At 66.1% G+C, this 20,581-nt stretch carries 21 protein-coding genes; 9 read left to right on the top strand and 12 right to left on the bottom strand.

All coding sequences use genetic code 11. The features are described from left to right. Positions 1-51: 51 nt before the first annotated feature. Positions 52-753: a response regulator transcription factor CtrA gene (gene ctrA / locus AC2FAN_RS22265; protein WP_038359314.1), complete on the bottom strand. Its 702-nt coding sequence runs from the start codon at positions 751-753 to the stop codon at positions 52-54. Between the two features lie 956 nt (positions 754-1,709). Here ctrA and fliI point away from each other — a divergent pair. Both fliI and AC2FAN_RS22255 read left to right on the top strand, forming a co-directional pair. After that, complete coding sequence (fliI, locus tag AC2FAN_RS22260; protein WP_485176368.1) at positions 1,710-3,056, top strand: flagellar protein export ATPase FliI; 1,347 nt, start codon at positions 1,710-1,712, stop codon at positions 3,054-3,056. Between the two features lie 33 nt (positions 3,057-3,089). Further along, a complete protein-coding gene (locus tag AC2FAN_RS22255; RefSeq protein WP_265054463.1) occupies positions 3,090-3,443 on the top strand; it encodes a DUF1304 domain-containing protein in 354 nt (117 codons plus the stop codon). Between the two features lie 6 nt (positions 3,444-3,449). Here the strand turns inward: AC2FAN_RS22255 and AC2FAN_RS22250 are convergent, their stop codons facing one another. Continuing rightward, entirely contained in the window at positions 3,450-4,655 is a 1,206-nt protein-coding gene (locus AC2FAN_RS22250) for an MFS transporter (RefSeq protein ID WP_485176367.1), read from the bottom strand. A 230-nt stretch (positions 4,656-4,885) separates the two neighbouring features. On the opposite strand from AC2FAN_RS22250, the gene fliJ reads away from it, so the two are divergent. Next, positions 4,886-5,290: a flagellar export protein FliJ gene (gene fliJ, locus AC2FAN_RS22245; protein WP_265054465.1), complete on the top strand. Its 405-nt coding sequence runs from the start codon at positions 4,886-4,888 to the stop codon at positions 5,288-5,290. Positions 5,291-5,344: 54 nt separating this feature from the next. On the opposite strand, the gene AC2FAN_RS22240 is transcribed toward fliJ, so the two are convergent. Continuing rightward, entirely contained in the window at positions 5,345-5,959 is a 615-nt protein-coding gene (locus AC2FAN_RS22240) for a GNAT family N-acetyltransferase (protein WP_485176366.1), read from the bottom strand. Positions 5,960-6,112: 153 nt separating this feature from the next. On the opposite strand from AC2FAN_RS22240, the gene AC2FAN_RS22235 reads away from it, so the two are divergent. The 3 genes from AC2FAN_RS22235 (at position 6,113) to AC2FAN_RS22225 (ending at position 8,095) form a co-directional block, all read left to right on the top strand. Then, positions 6,113-6,469, top strand: a complete 357-nt coding sequence (locus tag AC2FAN_RS22235; protein ID WP_485176365.1) for a hypothetical protein — start codon at positions 6,113-6,115, stop codon at positions 6,467-6,469. A 74-nt stretch (positions 6,470-6,543) separates the two neighbouring features. After that, positions 6,544-6,912: a CopM family metallochaperone gene (gene copM, locus AC2FAN_RS22230; protein ID WP_485176364.1), complete on the top strand. Its 369-nt coding sequence runs from the start codon at positions 6,544-6,546 to the stop codon at positions 6,910-6,912. Positions 6,913-7,057: 145 nt separating this feature from the next. After that, positions 7,058-8,095 (top strand): lysylphosphatidylglycerol synthase transmembrane domain-containing protein, encoded by a 1,038-nt coding sequence (locus tag AC2FAN_RS22225; protein WP_265054469.1) that lies wholly within the window; start codon positions 7,058-7,060, stop codon positions 8,093-8,095. 107 nt (positions 8,096-8,202) lie between these two features. Here AC2FAN_RS22225 and AC2FAN_RS22220 read toward each other — a convergent pair whose 3' ends face one another. Together AC2FAN_RS22220 and flhA are read right to left on the bottom strand one after the other, a co-directional pair. Then, entirely contained in the window at positions 8,203-9,090 is an 888-nt protein-coding gene (locus AC2FAN_RS22220) for a DMT family transporter (protein WP_476806869.1), read from the bottom strand. Between the two features lie 410 nt (positions 9,091-9,500). After that, on the bottom strand, positions 9,501-11,633 hold the full coding sequence (gene flhA, locus AC2FAN_RS22215) for a flagellar biosynthesis protein FlhA (RefSeq protein ID WP_265054471.1): 2,133 nt from the start codon (positions 11,631-11,633) through the stop codon (positions 9,501-9,503). A 243-nt stretch (positions 11,634-11,876) separates the two neighbouring features. On the opposite strand from flhA, the gene AC2FAN_RS22210 reads away from it, so the two are divergent. The 3 genes from AC2FAN_RS22210 to AC2FAN_RS22200 all read left to right on the top strand — a co-directional run bounded on the left by AC2FAN_RS22210 (position 11,877) and on the right by AC2FAN_RS22200 (position 14,163). Beyond that, a complete protein-coding gene (locus AC2FAN_RS22210; RefSeq protein WP_485176361.1) occupies positions 11,877-12,191 on the top strand; it encodes a hypothetical protein in 315 nt (104 codons plus the stop codon). 83 nt (positions 12,192-12,274) lie between these two features. After that, complete coding sequence (locus tag AC2FAN_RS22205; protein ID WP_485176360.1) at positions 12,275-13,717, top strand: MFS transporter; 1,443 nt, start codon at positions 12,275-12,277, stop codon at positions 13,715-13,717. A gap of 134 nt (positions 13,718-13,851) precedes the next feature. Continuing rightward, positions 13,852-14,163 (top strand): hypothetical protein, encoded by a 312-nt coding sequence (locus AC2FAN_RS22200; RefSeq protein WP_485176359.1) that lies wholly within the window; start codon positions 13,852-13,854, stop codon positions 14,161-14,163. Positions 14,164-14,181: 18 nt separating this feature from the next. Here AC2FAN_RS22200 and flbD read toward each other — a convergent pair whose 3' ends face one another. The 7 genes from flbD to AC2FAN_RS22165 form a co-directional block, all read right to left on the bottom strand. Beyond that, positions 14,182-15,546, bottom strand: a complete 1,365-nt coding sequence (gene flbD / locus AC2FAN_RS22195) for a sigma-54-dependent transcriptional regulator FlbD (protein ID WP_265054475.1) — start codon at positions 15,544-15,546, stop codon at positions 14,182-14,184. A gap of 44 nt (positions 15,547-15,590) precedes the next feature. Continuing rightward, positions 15,591-15,941, bottom strand: a complete 351-nt coding sequence (fliN, locus tag AC2FAN_RS22190; protein WP_265054476.1) for a flagellar motor switch protein FliN — start codon at positions 15,939-15,941, stop codon at positions 15,591-15,593. A gap of 11 nt (positions 15,942-15,952) precedes the next feature. After that, positions 15,953-16,543, bottom strand: a complete 591-nt coding sequence (locus tag AC2FAN_RS22185) for a FliH/SctL family protein (RefSeq protein ID WP_485176358.1) — start codon at positions 16,541-16,543, stop codon at positions 15,953-15,955. Between the two features lies 1 nt (position 16,544). Further along, positions 16,545-17,624: a flagellar motor switch protein FliG gene (fliG, locus tag AC2FAN_RS22180; protein WP_485176357.1), complete on the bottom strand. Its 1,080-nt coding sequence runs from the start codon at positions 17,622-17,624 to the stop codon at positions 16,545-16,547. Positions 17,625-17,638: 14 nt separating this feature from the next. Next, positions 17,639-19,330: a flagellar basal-body MS-ring/collar protein FliF gene (gene fliF, locus AC2FAN_RS22175; protein WP_485176355.1), complete on the bottom strand. Its 1,692-nt coding sequence runs from the start codon at positions 19,328-19,330 to the stop codon at positions 17,639-17,641. Between the two features lie 201 nt (positions 19,331-19,531). Continuing rightward, positions 19,532-19,807: a CtrA inhibitor SciP gene (gene sciP / locus AC2FAN_RS22170; protein WP_038359348.1), complete on the bottom strand. Its 276-nt coding sequence runs from the start codon at positions 19,805-19,807 to the stop codon at positions 19,532-19,534. Positions 19,808-19,914: 107 nt separating this feature from the next. Continuing rightward, the gene (locus AC2FAN_RS22165; RefSeq protein WP_485176354.1) at positions 19,915-20,580 is read right to left on the bottom strand and encodes a flagellar hook assembly protein FlgD; all 666 of its coding nucleotides are present in this window, start codon (positions 20,578-20,580) and stop codon (positions 19,915-19,917) included. Between the last annotated feature and the right edge of the window lies 1 nt (position 20,581).

Genomic DNA, 20,581 nt, shown 5'->3' with positions numbered 1-20,581 from the left:
ATGGCATCGTTCCATGACCGCCCGATGACGGCCAAGCGAGACGAGAAAGCGTCAGGCCGGAATGCGTTCCTCGACATCGCTGGGCTCGCGCAGCACATAGCCGCGGCCCCAGACGGTCTCGATGTAGTTCTTGCCGTCCGACGCATTCGCCAGCTTCTTGCGCAGCTTGCAGATGAACACGTCGATGATCTTGAGCTCGGGCTCGTCCATGCCGCCATAGAGATGGTTGAGGAACATCTCTTTGGTGAGCGTCGTGCCCTTCCGGAGCGAGAGCAGCTCCAGCATCTGGTATTCCTTGCCGGTGAGGTGGACGCGGGCGGCGTCGACTTCCACGGTCTTGGTGTCGAGGTTGACCACGAGGTCGCCGGTGGTGATGACCGACTGGGCGTGGCCCTTCGAGCGGCGCACGATCGCATGGATGCGGGCGACCAGCTCGTCCTTGTGGAACGGCTTGGTGAGGTAGTCGTCGGCACCGAAGCCGAGGCCCTTCACCTTGTCCTCGATACCGGCGAGGCCGGAGAGGATCAGGATCGGCGTCTTGACCTTGGCGACACGCAAGCTGCGCAGAACCTCGTAACCCGACATGTCGGGGAGGTTCAGGTCGAGCAGGATGATGTCGTAGTCGTAGAGCTTGCCGAGATCGACGCCCTCTTCGCCGAGATCCGTCGTGTAGACGTTGAAGCTCTCGGATTTGAGCATGAGCTCGATGCTTTGAGCGGTCGCGCTATCGTCCTCGATCAGCAGAACCCGCATGTCCACATCCCCAATTTCGCCCGCAGGGCAGGTTGACCGTTGCCTTTCGCCCGAACCTTCCGGCCCTTGGCGACGACGCACTTGCCCAATGAAACGCCACGCGACACGCTACGGAGAACTGGTTAACAAACCGTGATTCCCGAGCGCAAGCGCTTCCTCGGAGAAAGTTAACGATCCTTGTCGAGGTGAGTCGAATTTGACACGGATCGGATGACTCTCGTCCGCGAAAACGCTTTTCGCGGAGGGATGCTTCGGGAAACAGGACGGAAAAGCCCTGCGACACGCGGCAGCCTCGATCTGCAGTGTTAATCACAGAGCTTAATGAACGGTAAATCACCGCAATTTGTTAGGCTTTTGCACAGGAGGCTGATCGGAGCACCGATGACAGTCGCACGATGTCCGGAATCGCCACGCGATATGCGCTGTCCCGCCTACGCTTTCGGTTGGCGCACGGCTTCGCGGGCACGGCAGTCTCCAGGCGAATCCGACTGCAGATTCTCGCCCGCGCTCCGCTCTCGCGGCTTCTGGCCCATGGCGCATGCCGCGAGCACCACGCAGCCTGCCGCGAACAGCACAAAACCGACTACCGGTAGCCAGAGCGGCGCCGTTGCCCATGTCCATGAGATCGGAAAGCCGGCATGCTTGGCGGCCACCAACCCCATTGCGAGCAACAACGCGCCCAGCCCCAAACGAGGCCCCATCGCATTTCTCCCAAAGGCACCTGCCCGGTGTCTTCTTGTTTGTGACAGCAGTGTGACACGTTCGCGAGCGATGACAAGCGCCCTGCACAAGCAATGGGCAATGCCCGCTCGACCGGATATAACCCGTTTGCGCAACGGTTCTCCGATCCGATCGGCCATCACTGGCCGTCGTAATCGCCCGGAGGGGATATCGGTACAGCGACCGGATCGGGTTTCGCTTTTTGGTGAGGTGAACGAAGAGTTGACGCGGTTTTCATGAGCAGCCCCCCCTATGGTCACGACCGCCTCTCCGCCCTCGCCTCGACCATCGAGCGCCTCGAGGCGCTGAGCATTTATGGCCGCGTCATCGGCGTGCGCGGCCTGCTGGTCGAGGTCGCCGGGCCGATCGGGGCGATGAGCCTGGGTGGCCGGGTCGGTATCGAGATCGCACCGGGAACGCGCGTTCCCTGCGAAGTCGTCGGCTTTTCAGGCGAGAAGGCGCTGGTGATGCCGTTCGGCGGGCTGGACGGCGTGCGCCGCGGCTGCCCGGTCCATGTCGACCGGGCCCAGCCCGGGCTGCGCCCCACCCCCGCCTGGCTCGGCCGCGTGGTCGATGCGCTCGGCCGTCCGGTCGATGGCGGGCCGCCCCTGCCGCAGGGCGACACGCTCTTCGCCTTTCGCAGCGATCCGCCGCCGGCCCACAAGCGGCGCCGTGTCGGCAAGCCGCTCGACCTCGGCGTGCGCGCCCTCAACACTTTCCTGACCTGCTGCGTCGGCCAGCGCATGGGCATCTTCGCCGGCTCGGGCGTCGGCAAATCCGTCCTGCTCTCCATGCTCGCGCGCTATGCGCAGGCCGACGTCAACATCATCGGCCTCGTCGGCGAGCGCGGCCGCGAGGTCCAGGAGTTCCTGCAGGAGGATCTCGGCCCGCAGGGCCTTGCCCGTTCGATCGTGGTCGTCGCGACCTCCGACGAGCCGGCGCTGATGCGCAAGCAGGCTGCTCTGACCACGCTGACGCTGGCCGAGTACTTCCGCGACCGCGGCCTGCAGGTGATGTGCCTGATGGATTCGGTGACGCGCTTTGCCATGGCGATGCGCGAGATCGGATTGGCGGCAGGCGAGCCGCCGACCACCAAGGGCTACACCCCGACCGTCTTCGCCGAACTGCCGCGCCTGCTGGAGCGCGCCGGGCCGGGCACGGCCGATGGCGCGATCACCGGTCTCTTCACCGTGCTCGTCGACGGCGGCGACCATGACGAGCCGGTGGCGGACGCGGTGCGCGGCATCCTCGACGGACACATCGTCATGGAGCGCTCCATCGCCGAGCGCGGGCGCTATCCGGCCGTCAACATCCTGAAATCGGTGTCGCGGACCATGCCGCGCTCCTGCGATCCCGCCTATTACCCGATCGTGCAGAAGGCCCGCGCGACGCTCGCCACCTATGCCGATATGGAGGAGTTGATCCGGCTTGGCGCCTATCGCCAGGGCGCCTCCGTCGAGGTCGACGAAGCGATCCGCCTGCATCCTCCGCTCGAAGCCTTCCTCAAGCAGTCGAAGGACGACGCGACTCCGCTGCCGGAATGCTATCAACGCCTAGCCGCCATCATGAGCGATGGCGTATGACGCCGGTTCGGAGCCTCACAGGATGACGTCTCGATGATTGCCTCGGTCCTGATCGGCCTCGTCACCCTCATTCACATCTACATCGTCGTTCTCGAAATGTGGCTGTGGGATACGCCGCGTGGGCACAAGGCCTTCGGGCTGACGCCGGAATTCGCCGCACGTTCGAAGGTCCTGGCGGCCAATCAGGGGCTCTATAACGGCTTCCTCGTCGCCGGCCTGGCCTGGGGGCTCTGGCTCGGTGCGGCGGGCTTTCCGATCAAGCTGTTCTTCCTGGCTTGCGTCCTCGTCGCCGGCGTCTTCGGCGCGGCCACGGCGAGCCGCAAGATCCTCTATATCCAGGCGCTGCCCGCGGCACTCGCGATCGTCGCCCTGCTGGCGGGCGTCTGAGCGGCGTCAGGCCCGCGCCAGCATCCGCACCAGCGCGAACATCGCGGCAAAACCGATCGCCTGGATCGCGGCCGAGACGATCAAGGTCATATCGGCACCGAGACGCTCGACCATCACCGCGAAGAGCAGCGGTGCCGCGGCAAAGGTGATGTTCTGGGGCACGGTGAGCTTGCCGAGCATCGCAGCGAAGCCGTTGCGGCCGAACAAGGCGAGCGGCAGCGTCGCCCGCGCCACGGAGATGACACCGAGCGCGGCGCTGAACAGCACGACGAAGCTCGCCGCAGCGCCAATCGTCATCGGGACGAGCGGCAGCGCGAGGCACAGCGCCGGCCCGAACAGCAGGCCGAACAATGCGACCTTCTCCGCCGGCAGCCGTTCGCCGAGCGTGGCGTCGATGGCGCGGGCCGCGATCGTCGCAGGCCCGCTCAGCGTCGCGATCCAGACGGCCTCGGCCTGCGTCAGCCCGGCCTCCTGAAAGAGGGTGATTAGATGCAGCGGCAGCCCCCAGGAGACCAGCCCGCTCGCCGAGAAGGCGAGTGCGACCAGCCAGAAAGCGGCTTTGCGCAAGGAGGCCGGGACGCGCCCATTCTCGCCCGACGAGGGCGCCCCGATCGCTTTCGCGAATGGCGGCACGTGCCGGAATCGCGGAACGGCGGCATAGATCGGCAGCACGATCACGATCTGCATCGCCGCGAAGACGAGAAGCGTCGCCCGCCAGCCGAAGGCGTCCATCAGCACCGCGGTCAGCGGCCAGAACACGCTCGATGCAAGCCCGGTCACCAGCATCATCAGTCCGATGACGCGCCGCGTGCGCTCGCCCATCAGCTGCGCGATGGTGACGTTTCCGACATTCGCAAGCGACATCGCGTGCCCCAGCCCGATGACGAACCAGCTTGCGAGATAGCTGACCGGCCCCTGCGCCATGGCGAGGACCGCAAGCCCGAGAGCGCAGATCACGGCGCCCGTGCACATCGAGCGCCGCGTGCCCTCCCGGTCGAGCTGCCGGCCGATCGCGGGGGCGATCAGCGCGCCGGTGATCAGCAGGATGGTGATGCCGCCGAAGACGATCTCGGGGTTGAGGCCGATCTCGCGGTCGAGCGCCCTCACCAGCACGGAGGGCGAATAGAAGGTCGAGCCCCAGCCGATAATGCGCGTGAGCGCGAGGCCGCAGAGCAGGGGACCATGCCCGCCGAAACGAGAGAAGAAGGCCAAGACAGGATATCCGCAGGCAGGGGCCGGGCGACCGCTGCGCAGTCACTAGATCATTGCGCCATTTCGCGGCAGCAGCCGCAGCGCGGTTTGATCATGCAGAAAAAGCAGCCCGTTTCGGTAAGGAAAGGTCAACCTCCTTGCGCCATGCTGCGCCTCGTCTCGCGGATGGAGTTCGGGCTGTTGCCGAGGGGTCGGCGGTGGCCAATGCGTAATCAGGAGTTGAAAACGACATGAAGTCGCGAGAGACCCTTCTGCGGCTGAAGCGCTTCCAGGTTGACGAGAAACGTCGCCGGGTAAGCCAGATCGAGATGATGATCGCCGACTTCCACAGGATGGCGAGCGATCTCGATCGGGAGATCCAGGCCGAGGAAGCCCGCGCGGGCATCGCCGACCCGGCTCATTTCGCCTATCCGACCTATGCCAAGGCGGCGCTCGGCCGCCGCGACAACCTGCGCCAGTCGGCCGACAACCTCAAAGGCCAGCTCGAGGAAGCCAAGGGCGAGCTTCAGGAGGCCTTCGAGGACATGAAGAAGGTCGAGATCCTCGACGATCGCGAACGCGCCACCGAGCGCGCCGCCGAAGCGGCCCGCGACCAGGCCACGATGGACGCGATCGGGCTGCGCTCGCGCGCCTGAGCGATTTCGACGGTTTCTGTAATGAGGCGGCGTTCCCGGGACGCCGCCTTTTTCTTATGCGATGACGGGGTGATGCGGCACGCTGCCCGGCGGCATGTGCCCGTGGAGTCGCGGATCGTCGTCGATCTCGATGCCGCGCTTGAACACCTTGAAGCCCGAGCGCTGGTAAAAATCGAGCGCTCCGGGATGGTCGATCGTGCAGGTATGAACCCAGAAACGCGAAATCGGCTGGGCCCAGGCCAGCGCCAGCGCCCGGTTCATCAGCCAGCGGCCCGCCCCCTTGCCGAGGACCGGCTCGTCCAGCCCGAAAAAGGCGAGTTCGCCCTGTCCCGCTGCGCGGAAATCCAGCTCGAGCAGGCCGACATCCCGGCCTTCGAATCGCGCCGCGTAGAGCGCGACCGCCGGGTCGGCAAAGATGTCCAGAAGCTCCGCGCGCGGCTGGGTCAACCGGCTGAACCACATCCAGCGCTCGCCCAGCAGGCGATAGATGCGCAGGTAGCGCTCGACATCGCCGCGATCGATCGTGTCCAGCGAGAACCCCTCGGTTCCCGGCGGATCGGCCCGTTCCTGCGGCCGTTCGCGCATTTCCAGCGACGTCACGATGGTCGCGATCTTGCCCGGCGGCAGGTCGGTCGTTCCGGTGAGGGTGATGGTCAGGCTTTGGGACATGGGACGCAGGTTGCACCGATGGCTTGGAAAATGATGTTCGCCCCGATCATGACATGATCGGGTTCGAAAGATCATCGCGCAATGATGCATGCCCCGCGTGACATCGCTGAGAGATCGAGGCGCCTGCCGCAGCGCGACCGGCCGTTCGGGCTGTTGTTCGCGCTGCTGGTGATGTGCTTCGCCGTGCTGCCGCATGCCACGCTGGCGGCGACGATGATGCGCATGCCCATGGGCGGACAGCCGCACCATGCCGAGAAAACACTGGTGGTCGCCGTGGAGCAGGCTCAGGCGCCCGCCCCCTGTCGCGAATCAAGCAGCGCGGACCATTCGGCATCCGCCATGCCGCTCTGCTGCGTCGTCGGCTGCGGCCTGATCGCTCACGCGCCGGCGGCGCCGGTGCTGGAGGCAGTGATCAACTGGTCGAGGATGCCGCCGACCCTCGCCATCCTGGCCGGAGGCCTGTCCATGGAACCGGCGGAGCGACCGCCGCGATCCCTGCTCCCGGCCTGACTCCCCTTACTCGCGGATCATACAAGCCGCTTTCTGGCGCGATCCGCTTTTCGCATCGATCAAGGACAAGACATATGAATCGTACGACCCTTGCGCTGGCAGCCCTTCTTGCCGCTGGCACGTTCGGCAGCGCCGCCCAGGCGCAGCATCAGGGCCATGGCGCGCCCGCTGCTTCGGTCACCACCGAGAGCGCCGCGACCAAGGCCTACAAGGACGCCAATGCGAAGATGCACAAGCAGATGGATGTCCCCTATTCCGGCGATGCCGATGCCGATTTCGTTCGCAGCATGATCCCGCATCACCAGGGCGCGATCGACATGGCCAAGGTCGTCCTCGTCCACGGCAAGGACCCCGAGATCCGCAAGCTCGCCGAGAGCGTCGTCCGCGACCAGGAGAAGGAAGTGGCGATGATGCGGGACTGGCTGAAGAAGAACGGCAAATAACCTTGCCCAGCGGCAGGGGCGAGCGTCTTCAGGCGCTTGCCCTCGCCCCGTCCCGCTGGCACAGAGAATGTAAGGTTCGCGCCGCAGCGGTGACGGCATGGGCCCTCGCGTCACCCCGTCGATCGCTCCCAGCCCCGCGACCTGCATGAAACGTTATCTGGACTACCTTTGGCCGATCATCGGGCTCGTTGCGGTCGTCTGGTCGGTCGAACTGCTCTGGGGCAAGCTCAAGGCGGAGGCCGGCTCGGATGCCGCCATCGAGGCGCTGCTCGAGAATGCCAGCCTCTGGCAGAGCATCAAGATCATCGCCCACCGGATCGGCCACAAGATCGCGGTGATCCCGCCGGAAGCCTTCTACCACGCCGCGCTGGCGACCCTCGTCGCCTATGCCGCGCTCGCCTGGTACGACCGCATCGCCCTGATCCATCTCGGCAAGGAGAAGGGCATCTCCTGGTTCTACATCTCGCTCTGCTCCTTCGTGACCTACGCGCTCTCCCACAACATCGGCGCCTCGGTCTTCTCGGGCGGCATGGTGCGCTACCGGGCCTATACCGCGAAGGGCCTGACGGCCGGCGAGGTCGCGGTCCTCGTCGCGCTCTGCTCCTTCACCTTCGCCTTCGGCACCATCTTCCTGATGGGTCTCGTCCTGCTCTACGAACCCCAGATCCTGCATCCGCTCGAGCGGATGTCGAAATGGTTCGCGATCACCGACCGCACCGCCCGCATGATCGGCGTCGGCATGCTCGCCTTCGTCGCGCTTTATACGATCGGGTCCTGGCTGCGCTTCCGGCCGCTGAAGATCGGCAAGTTCGAGATCATCTATCCGCGTCTGCCCATCGTCATCAGGCAGTATCTCGCCGCCCCGCTCGAGCTCGCGGGCGCTGCCGGCATCATCTATTTCGCGCTGCCGGACCAGGGCAATCCCGGCTTCCTGATCGTGCTGGGCGCCTTCCTGCTGTCCTTCTCCGCCGGGCTCCTCAGCCAGGTTCCGGGCGGCGTCGGTGTGATGGAGGCGGTGTTTCTCGCCGTCATGCCGGGCGTGCCGGCCCCGGCGGTCTTCGCCGCGCTGCTGATCTGGCGGCTGTTCTACCTGATCCTGCCTCTGGTGATCTCGCTGCCGATCGTGCTGGCCTTCGAGCGGGCGCAGCTCAAGCGCAGCACCCGCATCGCGCCGCCGCCCTAGCAACGGCCGTCATGCTCGGGCCTGACCCGAGCATCTCGGGCAAAAGAGGCTCCGGCACTCCGTTCCGGCAGAGATTCTCGGGTCTGCGCTTCGCCCGAAAATGACGCTTAGCGCTTGAGCGCGATCGCAGCCGCCCCGAACATCAGCAGCGCGCCGGTCGCCTCCGACCAGCCGAAAGGCTCGTGCAGCGCGACGACACCGACCGCGACCGCGATCGCCGGGCTGATGAAGGCGTAGAGGCCGGCCCGGAAGGCGCCCCAGTCGCGCAGTAGTCGCATATAGATGGTGAAGCCCATCAGCGAGCCGCCGATGATGAGGAACACGACGGCCGGCAGAACCGGCCATTGCACCAGCATCATCAGATCCTCGCGCCCGACCGGCTCGATGGCGAGCGAGACCGCCGTCAACCCGATGCCGCCGATCAATGTCTGCCAGCCGGCGAGCGTCAACGTCGGCATCGCGCCCGCGATCGGACGCGCCAACACCGCGCCGACGCAGTAGAGCAGCGTCCCCGCCGCCACGGCGGCGAGCCCCCACACCTCCAGCGGGTTGCCCTGCGCCACCGAGATCCCGCCGAGAGCGCGCGTCGCGAACAGGAAGCCGAGGCCGACCGTACCGAGCGCGATCGCCGCGAGCTTGCGCCTGTCGATCCGCTCGCCCTCGATCGCGCGGCTCGCCAGCAAGGTGAAGATCGGGATCGTCGCGAAATTGACGATGGCCGCGAGTCCGCTCGGCGCCTGCGCCGTGCCCCAGAACAGCAGGGTGTAGTTACCGGTGTTGAGCAGCAGCGCCGTGCCGATCAGCCGCGGCCAGGCCTCGCGGGGAACCTTGGGCACGTCGCGCCCGGCCCAGAGCAGCATCACGAAGCCCGCGATCGAGAAGCGAGCCGCTGCCAGGAACACCGGCGGAACATGCGCCGCGCCGACCTTGACCGGCAGCCAGGTCAGCCCCCAGACGAGGCACATCACGGCAAAGAGGGCGGCATTACGGGACATGTTTCCCGATTAGCCGCCGCCTATCGTGCTGACCATTGCGCGCCGGACATCGGCGCCCCGTGGAAACCGGAGACGCAAGAGTCTGCTTGGTCCCTTCAAGCCCTCATCCTGAGAGTTTGGGCTGAAACGAAATCAACGATTTCAGTCTTGTTCCCCACCCTGAAAAGCGCCGTCATTCCGGGCGCCGCGCAGCGGAGACCCGGAATCCATCGTAGGGCGTTGCGTTCTACGATGGATTCCGGATCGGCGCCGCTTCGCGGCTTGTCCGGAATGACGGCCTGGGTGTGAACCCCATTTTCCAGTCCACTGAAATCACCCATCACTTGTGCGGTCAGGCTCTGAGGAGCGGACCGAAGGGTCGCGTCTCGAAGGATGAGGGTCGCAGGGGGACTGGACGCCCTCCAAGGCCATCAGACGCTGCCGACCGTCTTGAGCCGCACCCGCGGATGTATTTCGGCCTGCGACAGCACGGGCGTCTCGCGCCGGAAGCGTTCGATGATCTGGCGCGCGAAGGGCCGCGCCATGCCGGAGGTGACAAGCGCAGGCATCTCGCCGATACGCGCGGCATCCTCGAACTTGTCGCGGACGTGATGCACGAACTCCTGCAGCCGCGAGGGCTGCATGGCGAGGTGCCGGTCCTCGCCCTGGCCGATGATGGATTCGGCGAAGACGCTTTCCCAGGCCGGCGACAGCGTGATGATCGGCAGGACGCCGTGCTGGTTCGAGAACTGCGCGCAGATCTGGCGGGCCAGCCGGGCGCGGACATGCTCGGCGATGTCGCGCGGACTGCGCACGCCAGCCGAAACCTCGGCGACGCCTTCGATGATGGTCGGCAGGTCGCGGATCGAGATGCGCTCGCCCAGCAGGAGTTGCAGCACGCGCTGGATGCCGGTGGTCGAGATCTGGCTCGGCACGATCTCCTTGACGAGATCGGCATGGTCCTTCGGCAATTCGCGCAGCAGCTTCTGCACCTCGGTATGCGAGAGCAGCTCCGGCATGTTCGACTTCAGCACTTCCGTCAGATGCGTCGAGATCACCGTCGCGGCGTCGACCACGGTGTAGCCGCGCAGTTGCGCCTCGTCCTGCAGCGCGCCGTCGATCCAGGTCGCCGGCAGGCCGAAGGTCGGCTCAAGCACGTTGTGGCCGGGCAGATTGACCGCGCCGCCCATCGGATCCATGGCCATGTACTGGCCGGCATAGACGATGCCGTGCCCGGCATCGATCTCCTTGATCTTGATGAAGTAGTGGTTCGCCTCGAGCTGGACGTTGTCGACGATGCGCACTGCCGGCATGACGAAGCCGAGCTCGGCGGCGAGCTGGCGCCGCAGCGCCCGGACCTGATCGGTCAGCCGGTCCTGCCCGCCGGCGGCGTTGACCAGCGGCAACAGCCCGTAGCCGATCTCGATCTTCAGCTCGTCCATCTTCAGGAGGTCGTTGAGCGTCTCCTCGCGCGGCGTGCCGTCCGCCGCCATGGCCGTACCGGACTGCGCCGTGCCACCGGCGAGCGCCTGCTCAGCCTCTCGCTTCTTGGCCGCCTGGCCGAAGCGGCGGGCGAGGTAACCGGCGCCGCCCGCGAGCAGCAGGAAGGGCAGCATCGGGATGCCCGGCAGCAGCGCGATCAGCAGCATCACCGCCGCCGACATGCCGAGCGCTTTCGGGTAGCCGGAGAGCTGCTGGCCCAGCGCCTTGTCGGCCGCACCGCGCACGCCCGCCTTCGACACGAGCAGGCCCGCGGCGGTCGAGACGATCAGCGCCGGGACCTGGCTGACGAGACCGTCGCCGACGGTGAGCAGGGTATAGTTGTGGGCCGCGTCGCCGAAGCTCAGCCCCTGCTGCGCCACGCCGATGATGATGCCGCCGAGCACGTTGATGAAGGTGATCAGCAGGGCGGCAATGGCGTCGCCGCGCACGAATTTCGAGGCGCCGTCCATCGAGCCGAAGAAGGAGGATTCGTCCTCCAGAGCCTTGCGGCGGAGCTTGGCGGTGTCCTGGTCGATCAGGCCGGCCGAGAGATCGGCATCGATCGCCATCTGCTTGCCGGGCATGGCGTCGAGGGTGAAGCGGGCGGCGACCTCGGCAATGCGGCCCGAGCCCTTGGTGATGACCACGAAGTTCACGATGATCAGGATGGTGAAGACGATCACCCCGATCACGAAATTGCCGCTCATGACGAAGCCGGCGAAGGCCTCGATGACGTGACCGGCCGCCGCCGTGCCTTCGTGCCCATGCGCGAGGATGAGACGAGTCGAGGCCAGGTTCAGCGCCAGCCGGAACATGGTGACGATCAGCAGCACCGTCGGAAAGGCTGAGAACTCCAGCGGCTCCTCGATGAAGAGCGCGGTCATCAGCACCAGTACCGACAGGATGATCGAGAGCGCCAGCATCAGGTCGAGCAGCAGCGCCGGCATCGGGAAGATGAGCACCACCAGGATGCCCATGACGCCGATGGCGAGGAACAGATCGGGCCGGTTTAAGAGCTTTCCCAGCGCGCCGCGATCGGGAACGCTGAACCCTCTCCCCTGCCCTGCCGTCACATCGGTCATCGACCGTTCCGCCCGCCGCCTGATGCCCGCCATGAGGCAAGCGAGCGCTTCGAATTGAAGCGCAACCCGGCAATTCTTGCCGGGTGTATGGTGAACGAATTGTTAAGAAGCGGATTAATACCGTCGCGGAACCATCTGATGAACGGATGGTTATCGAAACGCCGCGTTGTGGCCCCATTCGCCACCCCAACTCGGCTGCGGGCGGCAATATCTTGCCAGTTCCCGCTGATATTGGAGGTAATCTTGAATCGACGTTCCTTTTTGACGAGTCTTTTCGGCGGTCTCGCAGTCGCCGGCATCGGCGGCACCGCCATGGCGAAGAGCATGATCGAAGCGGCCGCTGCGCCCGCCGAAGCCGCCGCGGGCGAGCTGGACGCCAATCTCAAGGCTGGCCTCGATCAGGCTGACACCGAATTTACGCAGTACCATCGCGGCCACCCGTCTCATTATCGCGACCACCCGTCCCGCTATCGGCACCATCGCCGCCCGCCCCCGCCGCCAGTGCACCGCCGCCCGCGCCGCGTGGTCCGCAACGGCCGCGTCTACTACATCCGTTGACAAGCTCGGAGGGCGGCACCTGCCGGTGCCGCCCTTCCTCGTCACCAAGACATTCGGCAAGCGATATTCGGGAGGAAGCCGGCATGACAGCGCCGGGCATCGATCAGGACGGCACGATCACCACCGATGTCCCGGCACGGCTGGACCGCCTGCCCTGGTCGCGGTTTCACACGCTCGTCGTCGTCGCGCTCGGCATCACCTGGATCCTCGACGGGCTCGAGGTCACGCTGGCTGGCGCCGTATCCGGCGCGCTGAAGGAAAGCCCGGTTCTTCGCTTCACCAATACCGAGATCGGCCTTGCGGGAGCGGCCTATATCGCCGGCGCGGTGGTCGGCGCCGTGCTCTTCGGCTGGCTCACCGACCGCCTCGGCCGCAAGAAGCTCTTCACCCTCACGGTTCTCGTCTATCTCTCCGCGACGGCGGCCACGGCGTTTTCCTGGAACGTCACGAGCTTCATTCTCTTCCGCTTCATGACCGGCATGGGCATCGGCGGCGAATACACCGCGATCAACTCGACCATTCAGGAACTCATCCCCGCCCGCGTGCGCGGCTGGACCGATCTCGTCATCAACGGCTCGTTCTGGGTCGGGGCGGCGCTCGGCGCGCTCGGCGCCATCGTCCTGCTCGATCCGGCCTGGATCAACCCGGAGCATGGCTGGCGCCTCGCCTTCTTCATCGGCGCCGCGCTGGGCCTCGTCATCCTCTTCCTGCGGCAATGGATTCCGGAAAGCCCGCGCTGGCTGATCAGCCACGGCCAGCCGGAGCGCGCCGCTGCCATCGTCGCCGATATCGAGCGCCGCGCCGGCTTCGTCCCGCCCGCCGGCGAGGTCTTGTCCCCAACGAAACTGCGCCCCCGCGCCGCGACGCCGCTCGGTGAGGTCTTTCGCGCCCTGTTCGTTGTCCATCGCGAGCGCGCGCTCGTCGGGCTGGCGCTGATGCTGTCGCAGGCCTTCTTCTACAACGCGATCTTCTTCACCTACGCGCTGATCCTGACCGATTTCTACGGGGTGCCCTCGCAGAATATCGGCTGGTTCATCCTGCCCTTCGCCGCCGGCAATTTCCTCGGCCCCCTGCTGATCGGCCGGCTGTTCGACACGATCGGCCGCCGCGTGATGATCGCCGCGACCTATGCGCTCTCGGGCGTGCTCCTGACCGGCACGGGCTATATGTTCTGGCAGGACTGGCTCACCGCCGCGCAGCTCACCCTGTGCTGGAGCGTGGTCTTCTTCTTCGCTTCGGCCGCCGCGAGCTCGGCCTATCTCACGGTCTCCGAAACCTTCCCCGTCGAGATGCGCGCGCTGGCCATCGCGGTGTTCTACGCGGTCGGCACCGGCGCGGGCGGCATCGCCGGCCCCTGGCTCTTCGGCGTGCTGATCGATACGGGATCGCGCGGCAGCGTCTTCGCCGGCTATCTGCTCGGCGCCGCGCTGATGCTCGGAGCGGCCTTGATCGCGGCTCGCTTCGCCGTCCGGGCCGAACGCAAGCCGCTCGAAAGCGTCGCGCGTCCGCTCAACGCCGTGGATTGATCGTGATGCCCGTAACCATAGCGCCGGAAAGCCGGCCTCGGGAACAAAGCATCATTTAAATGCATTACTCGTGACCTGCGTTCCGGCCTTAAGAATGTAGGGGAAGATGTGGTGACAGAAGCCTGGAGGTCGTTGTGGACAGACGCTCATTCCTGATGACGCTGGTTGGAGGCTTGGCAGCTGCCGGCATGGGCGGCATCGCCGCCGCCGAAGCGGCTCAGCCGAAGCCGGCCCTGAAGCCGGAAGCCGAGCCCGCCCAGGGCGACGAGGCGGTTTCGGCCGAAATGAAGGAGGCGCTGGACAAGACCGACGCCGAATTCAGCCAGTACTATTATTACCGCCGCCCTCGGTATTATGCCCGGCCCCGCTATTATGCCCGGCCGCGCTACTACTATCGGCCCCGCTATTACGCCAGGCCGCGCTACTATCGCCGGCGCTACTACTGATAAGCGGCCGCTTACGGGTCAGGCTGCGCTGATGCGCGTCTGACCCGGCTCCGCCACGGCGACGCCGGAGGCGGTGTATTCGCTGAGCTTGTTGCGCAGCGTGCGGATCGAGATTCCCAGGATCTTGGCCGCATGCGTGCGATTGCCGAGGCAATGATCGAGCGTATCGAGGATCAGCTCGCGCTCGACATCGGCGACGGTGTTCCCGACCAGCGAACGCGTCATCGCTTCAGCCGTCTGTGCCGCCCGCGCGGCCGGATCGCGCGTCGAAACGGGCGAGAGCGCCTCGCCCTCCGGCGTCAGCACTGCCGAGGTGGCGATCTCCGGCCCACTGGCCAGCAGCACCGCCCGGTGCATGGTGTTCTCCAGCTCGCGCACATTGCCGCGCCAGGCATTGGCGAGCAGAAGCTTGCGCGCATCGGCTGCGATCGGCCGCACCGGCAGACCATTCAGATCGGCGTATTTCTTGGCGAAATGGTCCGCCAGCGCCAGGATGTCGCCCGGCCGCTCGCGCAGCGCCGGCAGGCGCAGATGCACCACGTTCAGCCGGTAGAACAGGTCCTCGCGGAACAGCCCGTCGCGCACGGCGTCCCCGAGATTGCGGTTCGAGGTCGCGATGATACGGATATCGACCTTGACCGGCTGCGTGCCGCCGACACGGTCCACCATACGCTCCTGCAGGGCGCGGAGCAGCTTGGCCTGCAGGCGGACGTCCATCTCGGAGATTTCGTCGAGCAGCAGCGTGCCACCATGGGCCTCCTCGAACTTGCCGATGCGGCGCGCGATGGCGCCGGTGAAGGCGCCCTTCTCATGGCCGAACAGCTCGGATTCGAGCAGGTTGTCGGGAATGGCCGCGCAGTTCACCGCCACGAAAGGCTTGTCCTTGCGCGCCGATTTCTGGTGCAGATGACGGGCGATCACCTCCTTGCCGGTGCCGCTCTCACCCGTGACGAGGACCGGTGCCTCCGAACGCGCGATCTGCGAGGCGAGTTGCACGACGCGCTCCATCGCCGGATCGCGCCAGATCAGGCTGGACTGGTCGGCGGCGACAGCCTCCAGCACTGCCGCGATCAGTTCCGGATCGGGCGGCAGCGGTACGTATTCGCGCGCACCCGCCTGGATCGCAGCGACAGCCGCGCGGGCATCGGTCGAGGTGCCGCAGGCGACGATGGGGGTGCGGATGCGCTCGGCTTCCAGCGCCGCCACATAGGCTGCGATCGGCTGCACGACATCGATCATCAGCAGGTCGGCGCCCTTGGAGCGCAGCACCGCGAGGGTCTGTTCGAGCCCTTCGGTATGCGTCACGGCCGCTCCGTGCGACATCGCGATCTTGGCCGCGGCGATGATCTGTCCCTTGAGACCGCCGGCGATGATGAGGCGCATGGCTCAGGTCCTTCTGTTCTGCGTCACGATGGCGGTCCCGGTTCTCACCGGTCCGCCTTGATGATTTCCGTCATGGTCACGCCGAGCCGGTCCTCGACGACGACGACCTCGCCGCGCGCCACCAGCCGCTCATTGACGAAGATGTCGATCGCCTCGCCGACACGTCGGTCGAGCTCCAGCACCGTGCCCGGCACGATCTGGAGCAGGTCGCCCACGGCGACCTTCGACGACCCGAGCACGGCCGAAACCATGACGGGAACGTCGAAGACCTGCTCGAGATCCTCGGCCGTCTTGACCGGGACCGGGCCGGACCGTGCGACCGAGGTCTGGTTCTGGTCGAACGACAGGTCGGCCTGGTTCAGCGGCGGCAGGTTGAGATCGTTCTCCTGGCTCATGGCTCAAACTTTCATGGTTCCGCCTGGCCCTGCCCGAACACGCGCGCGACCGCCTGCTCGACCAGGGCCGAAAGCTGCTGGCTGTCGAGGACGAAACCGCCCTCCGCCCATTCGATGCGCCCGTCCCCGGGCGCGATGTCGGCCTGACCGAGCACGATCAGCTTTCCGGAGAAGCCGTGCTCGGCCGTAAGCTTGCGAGCCAGCTCTTCGGCCGGCTCGACCATCGCCTCGTTGACCCGCAGCACGAGATGCGGCGCCGTCCTGGCGTGGCTCAGGCATTCGCGCACCGCTCCTGCCAGCGCCGCCAGCGGCTTATCCGCCAGGGCGGCACCCGCCAGCGCCTTTGCGGTCACCAGGGCGACATGCGCGGCATGCTCCTCCAGCGCCGCGGTGCGGGCTGCCTCCTGCGCGAAGAGCCGCTCGGCCGAACGCACGAGCTGGCCCGTCAGGCCGGTGAGCTGCGCCTCCGCTTCCCGGCGTGCCTGCTCATGGCCGGCATGGAAGCCCTCGTCCCGCGCTGCCGCGAGCTCGGCCTCGCCGGCGGCCTTTCGACCGCCTTCGCGGAAATCCGCCCCGAACATGAATTTCGTCGCGGAGGCCATCTCAGTACACCAGCTCGTCGTCGGCATTGCCCTTGGACAGGACGATCTCGCCCTTGTCCGCCAGGTCCTTCGTCATCTGGACGAGCTTGGTCTGGGCCTCGTCGACCTCCTTGAGGCGAAGGGGTCCGAGACCTTCCATGTCGTCCTGCATGTTCTTCGCCGCGCGCTGCGACATCGCGCCGAAGAAGAAGTCCCGCATCGATTGGCTTGCACCCTTGAGCGCGCGCGCCAGCGTGTCCTTGTCGACCTGGCGCATCAGCGTCTGCAACCCGGCCGGGTCGAGCTTGGCGAGGTCCTCGAAGGTGAACATCAGGGCGCGGATACGCTCGGCCGATTCCTGGTTCGAGGCGTCGAGTGCCGAGAGGAAGCGGATTTCCGTCTGCCGGTCGAAGCCGTTGAAGATCTCGGCCATCATCTCGTGCGGATCGCGGCGGCGCGTCTGGGTCAAGGTCGAGACGAATTCGGTCCGCAGCGTATTCTCGATGTGGTCGAGCGCTTCCTTCTGCACCGATTCCAGCCGCAGCATGCGTCCGACCACCTCGATGGAAAGGTCGTTCGGCAGGTTGCGCAGCACGTTGGCGGCATGCTCCGGCCGGATCTTCGACAGGATCACGGCGATGGTCTGCGGATATTCGTTTTTCAGGAAGTTCGCGAGCACGACAGCGTCGATATTGCCGAGCTTCTGCCACATGTTGCGGCCGGCCGGCCCGCGGATTTCCTCCATGATCAGCGCGACCTGATCGCTCGGCAGGATCTTCTCGAGCAGCGAGATCGTGCGGTCGAACGAGCCGGTAACGGCGCCGGCGCTGGAGAGCTTCCCGACGAAATCGAGCATCAGTCGCTCGACCTCGTCCGCATCGACCGTGCCGAGCTCCGCCATGGCGCGGGTGATGATGCGGATCTCGTCGTCGTCGAACTCCCGCCAGATCGTCCGGCCATGGTCCTCGCCGAGGACGAGCAGGATCACGGCCGCACGCTGCGGGCCGCTCATCTCGGCGATGGTGGTCACGCCGAAGCCGCCACCCTCGATGCTGTCCTGGAGGGATGTGCTACGCGTTGCGATGGATCGTGGCTCAGCCATGGTTCAGCGGCCCGTCACGCTGGGGCTTTTTCGTGGAGCCAGCTACGCAGCACCGCGACCGAATCGGCCGGATTCTGCGCGACCAGCGCCCCGATCTTTTCCACCGACTGCGCCTTGAGCTGGCCCTTGATCTGGGCGATCGCCAGCATCCGCTCGGACGGGCCTTCGACGTCCTCCGCCACGATTTCTCCACTGGAGCCGACCGGGGCGAGCGCGCGTCCGGGGCCGGCGGGATCGCCGGTCGCGACGTCGGGTCCGACCAGAACCGCATTGCGCATGAAGGACGGGATCGCCCGTACGGTGCTGTTGTCTGAAGCCAGGATCTGCTTCAGCAGCGGCCGCACCACGGTCATCAGCACGATCAGCGTCAGCAGCGAGATCACCCCGAGCTCGGCGAAGCGGACCAGGTCCTCCCGGGTGAAGGAGAGGAGCTGCTGCATCAGCGTCTGCTCGGCCACGTCGCTCGGCGGCGGCGGCGCCTCGGCGAAGCGCAGGTTGACGACCTCGACCTTGTCGCCGCGACCCTGGTCGAACCCCACGGCCGTGCGGACGAGCTCGCCGATGCGGTCGAGTTCCTCGGCATTGCGCGGCTGGTAGGACAGTTCGCCGGCGGGGCTGCGGGTATAATTGCCGTCGACGAGGACGGCGACCGACAGCTTCTTGACCCGACCGCCCTCAAGCACCTCGGTGCGGGTCGTCCGCGAGATCTCGTAATTCGCCACCTCCTCGTTCTTCGAGGAGTTCTCCCGCTGCGCCTGCTGCGTGCCCTGCGTCTGCTGGGCGCCCGGCAGCTCGTTGCCGACGGTGACCGCGCCGTTGCCGCCTTCGGCGGTGCTGGAATTCTCGGTGCGGTTCTGGCTGGAGCGGAGAACGCGGCTTTCCGGATCGAAGCTCTCGGACCGGCTCTCCACGCGATTGCTGTCGAGCGCAGCCGAAACCTGGATGCGCGCCCGGCCATAGCCGACGACGCTGGCGACGATATCCTCGACCTGCGACTTGATGCGCTTCTCGATCGCGGTCTGGCGTTCCTCGATGCCGAGCCCGATCAGGCCCTGGTCGCTCTGGGCGCCATCGGCGAGCAGACGGCCGCGCTCGTCGACGATCGAGACGCGCTCGGGCTTCAGCCCGTCGACGGCCGAGGCGACGAGATGGCGCACCGCCCGGACCTGCGCCGCATCGAGATCCCCGGCGAGCTTGAGCGCGATCGAGGCCCGCGGCGGCTCGCGGTCTCGCTCGAACAGCCGGCGCTCGGGAATGACGAGATGCACGCGCGCTGCCTGCACCCGGCTGATCGAGCGGATCGAGCGCGAGAGTTCGCCTTCGAGCGCGCGCAGATGGTTGATGTTCTGGACGAAGCTGGTCGAGGAGAAGGCGTCGCCCTTGTCGAAGATTTCGTAGCCGACGCCGCCGCCGGCCGGGATGCCCTTGCCGGCGAGGTCGAGGCGCAGGCGCGGCACATCGGCCTTCGGCACCAGCACCGTCTGCCCGTCGCCGCGCAGCTCGTACTTGACGCCGCGCGTGTCGAGATCCTTCAGGACCGCGCTGACATCCTGGCTGGACAGGTCCGTGAACAGCACGCTCATCGCCGGCTGCGACATCTTCAGCATCACGAAGCCGAAGAAGCCGACGAGCGCCAGCGTCACCGCCAGCATGGCGGCCAGCCGCGCCGCGCCGAATTTGGCAAACTGCTCGATCAGGCCGTTCACGCCGCCATCCGCCCCACAGAATCGCCGGGACGGCGCACCTGCTCCGACCCACTAGGCAAGTTTTTCCCAGTGCATGGTTAGCGGTCGGTTAATTTTTCGGGGCGGGCCGTTAACTTTCCACACGGCGATGGCGCGCAAACGCGAAAAGCGCCGGCCCTTTCGAGGCCGACGCCTTTGAAAAGAAACGAAAATATCTGTTTCTTATTGACGGTAGTGCTGGATCCGGGTCGTCCGAAGCCCGGCGAGGCCGTGCTGGTCGATCGACATCTGCCAGCTCAGGAACTCGTCGACGGTCAGCGTGTAGCGCTGGCACGCTTCCTCGAGGCTCAGGAGGCCGCCGCGTACAGCGGCCACCACCTCAGCCTTCCGCCGGATGACCCAGCGCCTTGTATTCATCGGCGGGAGATCCGCGATCGTCAGCGGACTTCCGTCCGGTCCGATCACGTATTTCACCCGCGGTCGCAATGGCTCGGTCATGGTACTCTCACACAACTCAACAGAGCTACTGAGGGCAGCATAGAAGGCCGGTTTTAAAAATTGGCTAAAACGATCGTGTCTTATGTCCACGACTGATTCGCCCTTGCTCACTCGCTGCGCACCACGCTCTTCACCTTGTCGATCGGCACGCTGATCGAGCCGATCTTCAGCATCGGGATCGAGGAGGTGAAATCGACGCCGTCGACAATGCCGCTGATCTGCGTCTTCGCCGTGACGGCCTCGCCCGCGACGTTCTTGGCATCGATCGTGATCGTGTACTCGCCATCCGGCGCCTTGGTGCCGGTCGAGGTCGTGCCGTCCCAGCTATAGGTCTGGTCGCCGGCGACCAGGGTCTTGGTGGCGGTCTGGACGACGTTGCCCTTCGAATCCTTGATCGTGACGGTTCCGGTTCCCGCCGAGGCCATGTTGACCTTCCACTCGGCCTTGCCCTCGATCAGCCGCGTCGTGGCGCCGTCCGCCGTGATCTTGGCGCCGATGAAGCCGACCGCGTTCGTCGCCGTGCCGGCAGCGCTCAGGCTGAGCAGCGAGCCCAGGGTCTCGTTGGTCTTGAGCTGCTGCTCGACACCGGCGAACTGCACGAGCTGGGCCGTGAACTGGTTGGTATCGAGCGGGTCCAGCGGCGACTGGTTCTTGAGCTGCGTCGTCAGCAGCAGCAGGAACTGGTCGAAATTGTTGGCGATCCCGGAGGTGCTACCGTTGACCGTGGTGTTGTTGGATGTGCCGGACGAGCTGCTTGCCCCGGAAACCGCCATG

It is taken from the genome of Allobosea sp. RIT-PG3_2, assembly GCF_057321085.1.
The sequence above is the reverse complement of the archived record's forward strand: the minus strand, read 5'-3'. Positions and strand labels throughout refer to the sequence as shown.

Excerpts from the sequence above, each read along its gene's own strand:
- flbD (WP_265054475.1), bottom strand. The coding sequence starts at position 15,546 with ATGCGCCTCATCATCGCCGGCGGTCTCAAGGGACAGATCATCGCCGCG.
- sciP (WP_038359348.1), bottom strand. The coding sequence starts at position 19,807 with ATGACCGAGCCATTGCGACCGCGGGTGAAATACGTGATCGGACCGGAC.
- copM (WP_485176364.1), top strand. The coding sequence starts at position 6,544 with ATGAATCGTACGACCCTTGCGCTGGCAGCCCTTCTTGCCGCTGGCACG.
- fliG (WP_485176357.1), bottom strand. The coding sequence starts at position 17,624 with ATGGCTGAGCCACGATCCATCGCAACGCGTAGCACATCCCTCCAGGAC.
- AC2FAN_RS22205 (WP_485176360.1), top strand. The coding sequence starts at position 12,275 with ATGACAGCGCCGGGCATCGATCAGGACGGCACGATCACCACCGATGTC.
- fliI (WP_485176368.1), top strand. The coding sequence starts at position 1,710 with ATGAGCAGCCCCCCCTATGGTCACGACCGCCTCTCCGCCCTCGCCTCG.
- AC2FAN_RS22225 (WP_265054469.1), top strand. The coding sequence starts at position 7,058 with ATGAAACGTTATCTGGACTACCTTTGGCCGATCATCGGGCTCGTTGCG.
- fliJ (WP_265054465.1), top strand. The coding sequence starts at position 4,886 with ATGAAGTCGCGAGAGACCCTTCTGCGGCTGAAGCGCTTCCAGGTTGAC.
- AC2FAN_RS22220 (WP_476806869.1), bottom strand. The coding sequence starts at position 9,090 with ATGTCCCGTAATGCCGCCCTCTTTGCCGTGATGTGCCTCGTCTGGGGG.
- flhA (WP_265054471.1), bottom strand. The coding sequence starts at position 11,633 with ATGACCGATGTGACGGCAGGGCAGGGGAGAGGGTTCAGCGTTCCCGAT.
- AC2FAN_RS22240 (WP_485176366.1), bottom strand. The coding sequence starts at position 5,959 with ATGTCCCAAAGCCTGACCATCACCCTCACCGGAACGACCGACCTGCCG.
- AC2FAN_RS22255 (WP_265054463.1), top strand. The coding sequence starts at position 3,090 with ATGATTGCCTCGGTCCTGATCGGCCTCGTCACCCTCATTCACATCTAC.
- AC2FAN_RS22185 (WP_485176358.1), bottom strand. The coding sequence starts at position 16,543 with ATGGCCTCCGCGACGAAATTCATGTTCGGGGCGGATTTCCGCGAAGGC.
- fliN (WP_265054476.1), bottom strand. The coding sequence starts at position 15,941 with ATGAGCCAGGAGAACGATCTCAACCTGCCGCCGCTGAACCAGGCCGAC.
- AC2FAN_RS22165 (WP_485176354.1), bottom strand. The coding sequence starts at position 20,580 with ATGGCGGTTTCCGGGGCAAGCAGCTCGTCCGGCACATCCAACAACACC.
- ctrA (WP_038359314.1), bottom strand. The coding sequence starts at position 753 with ATGCGGGTTCTGCTGATCGAGGACGATAGCGCGACCGCTCAAAGCATC.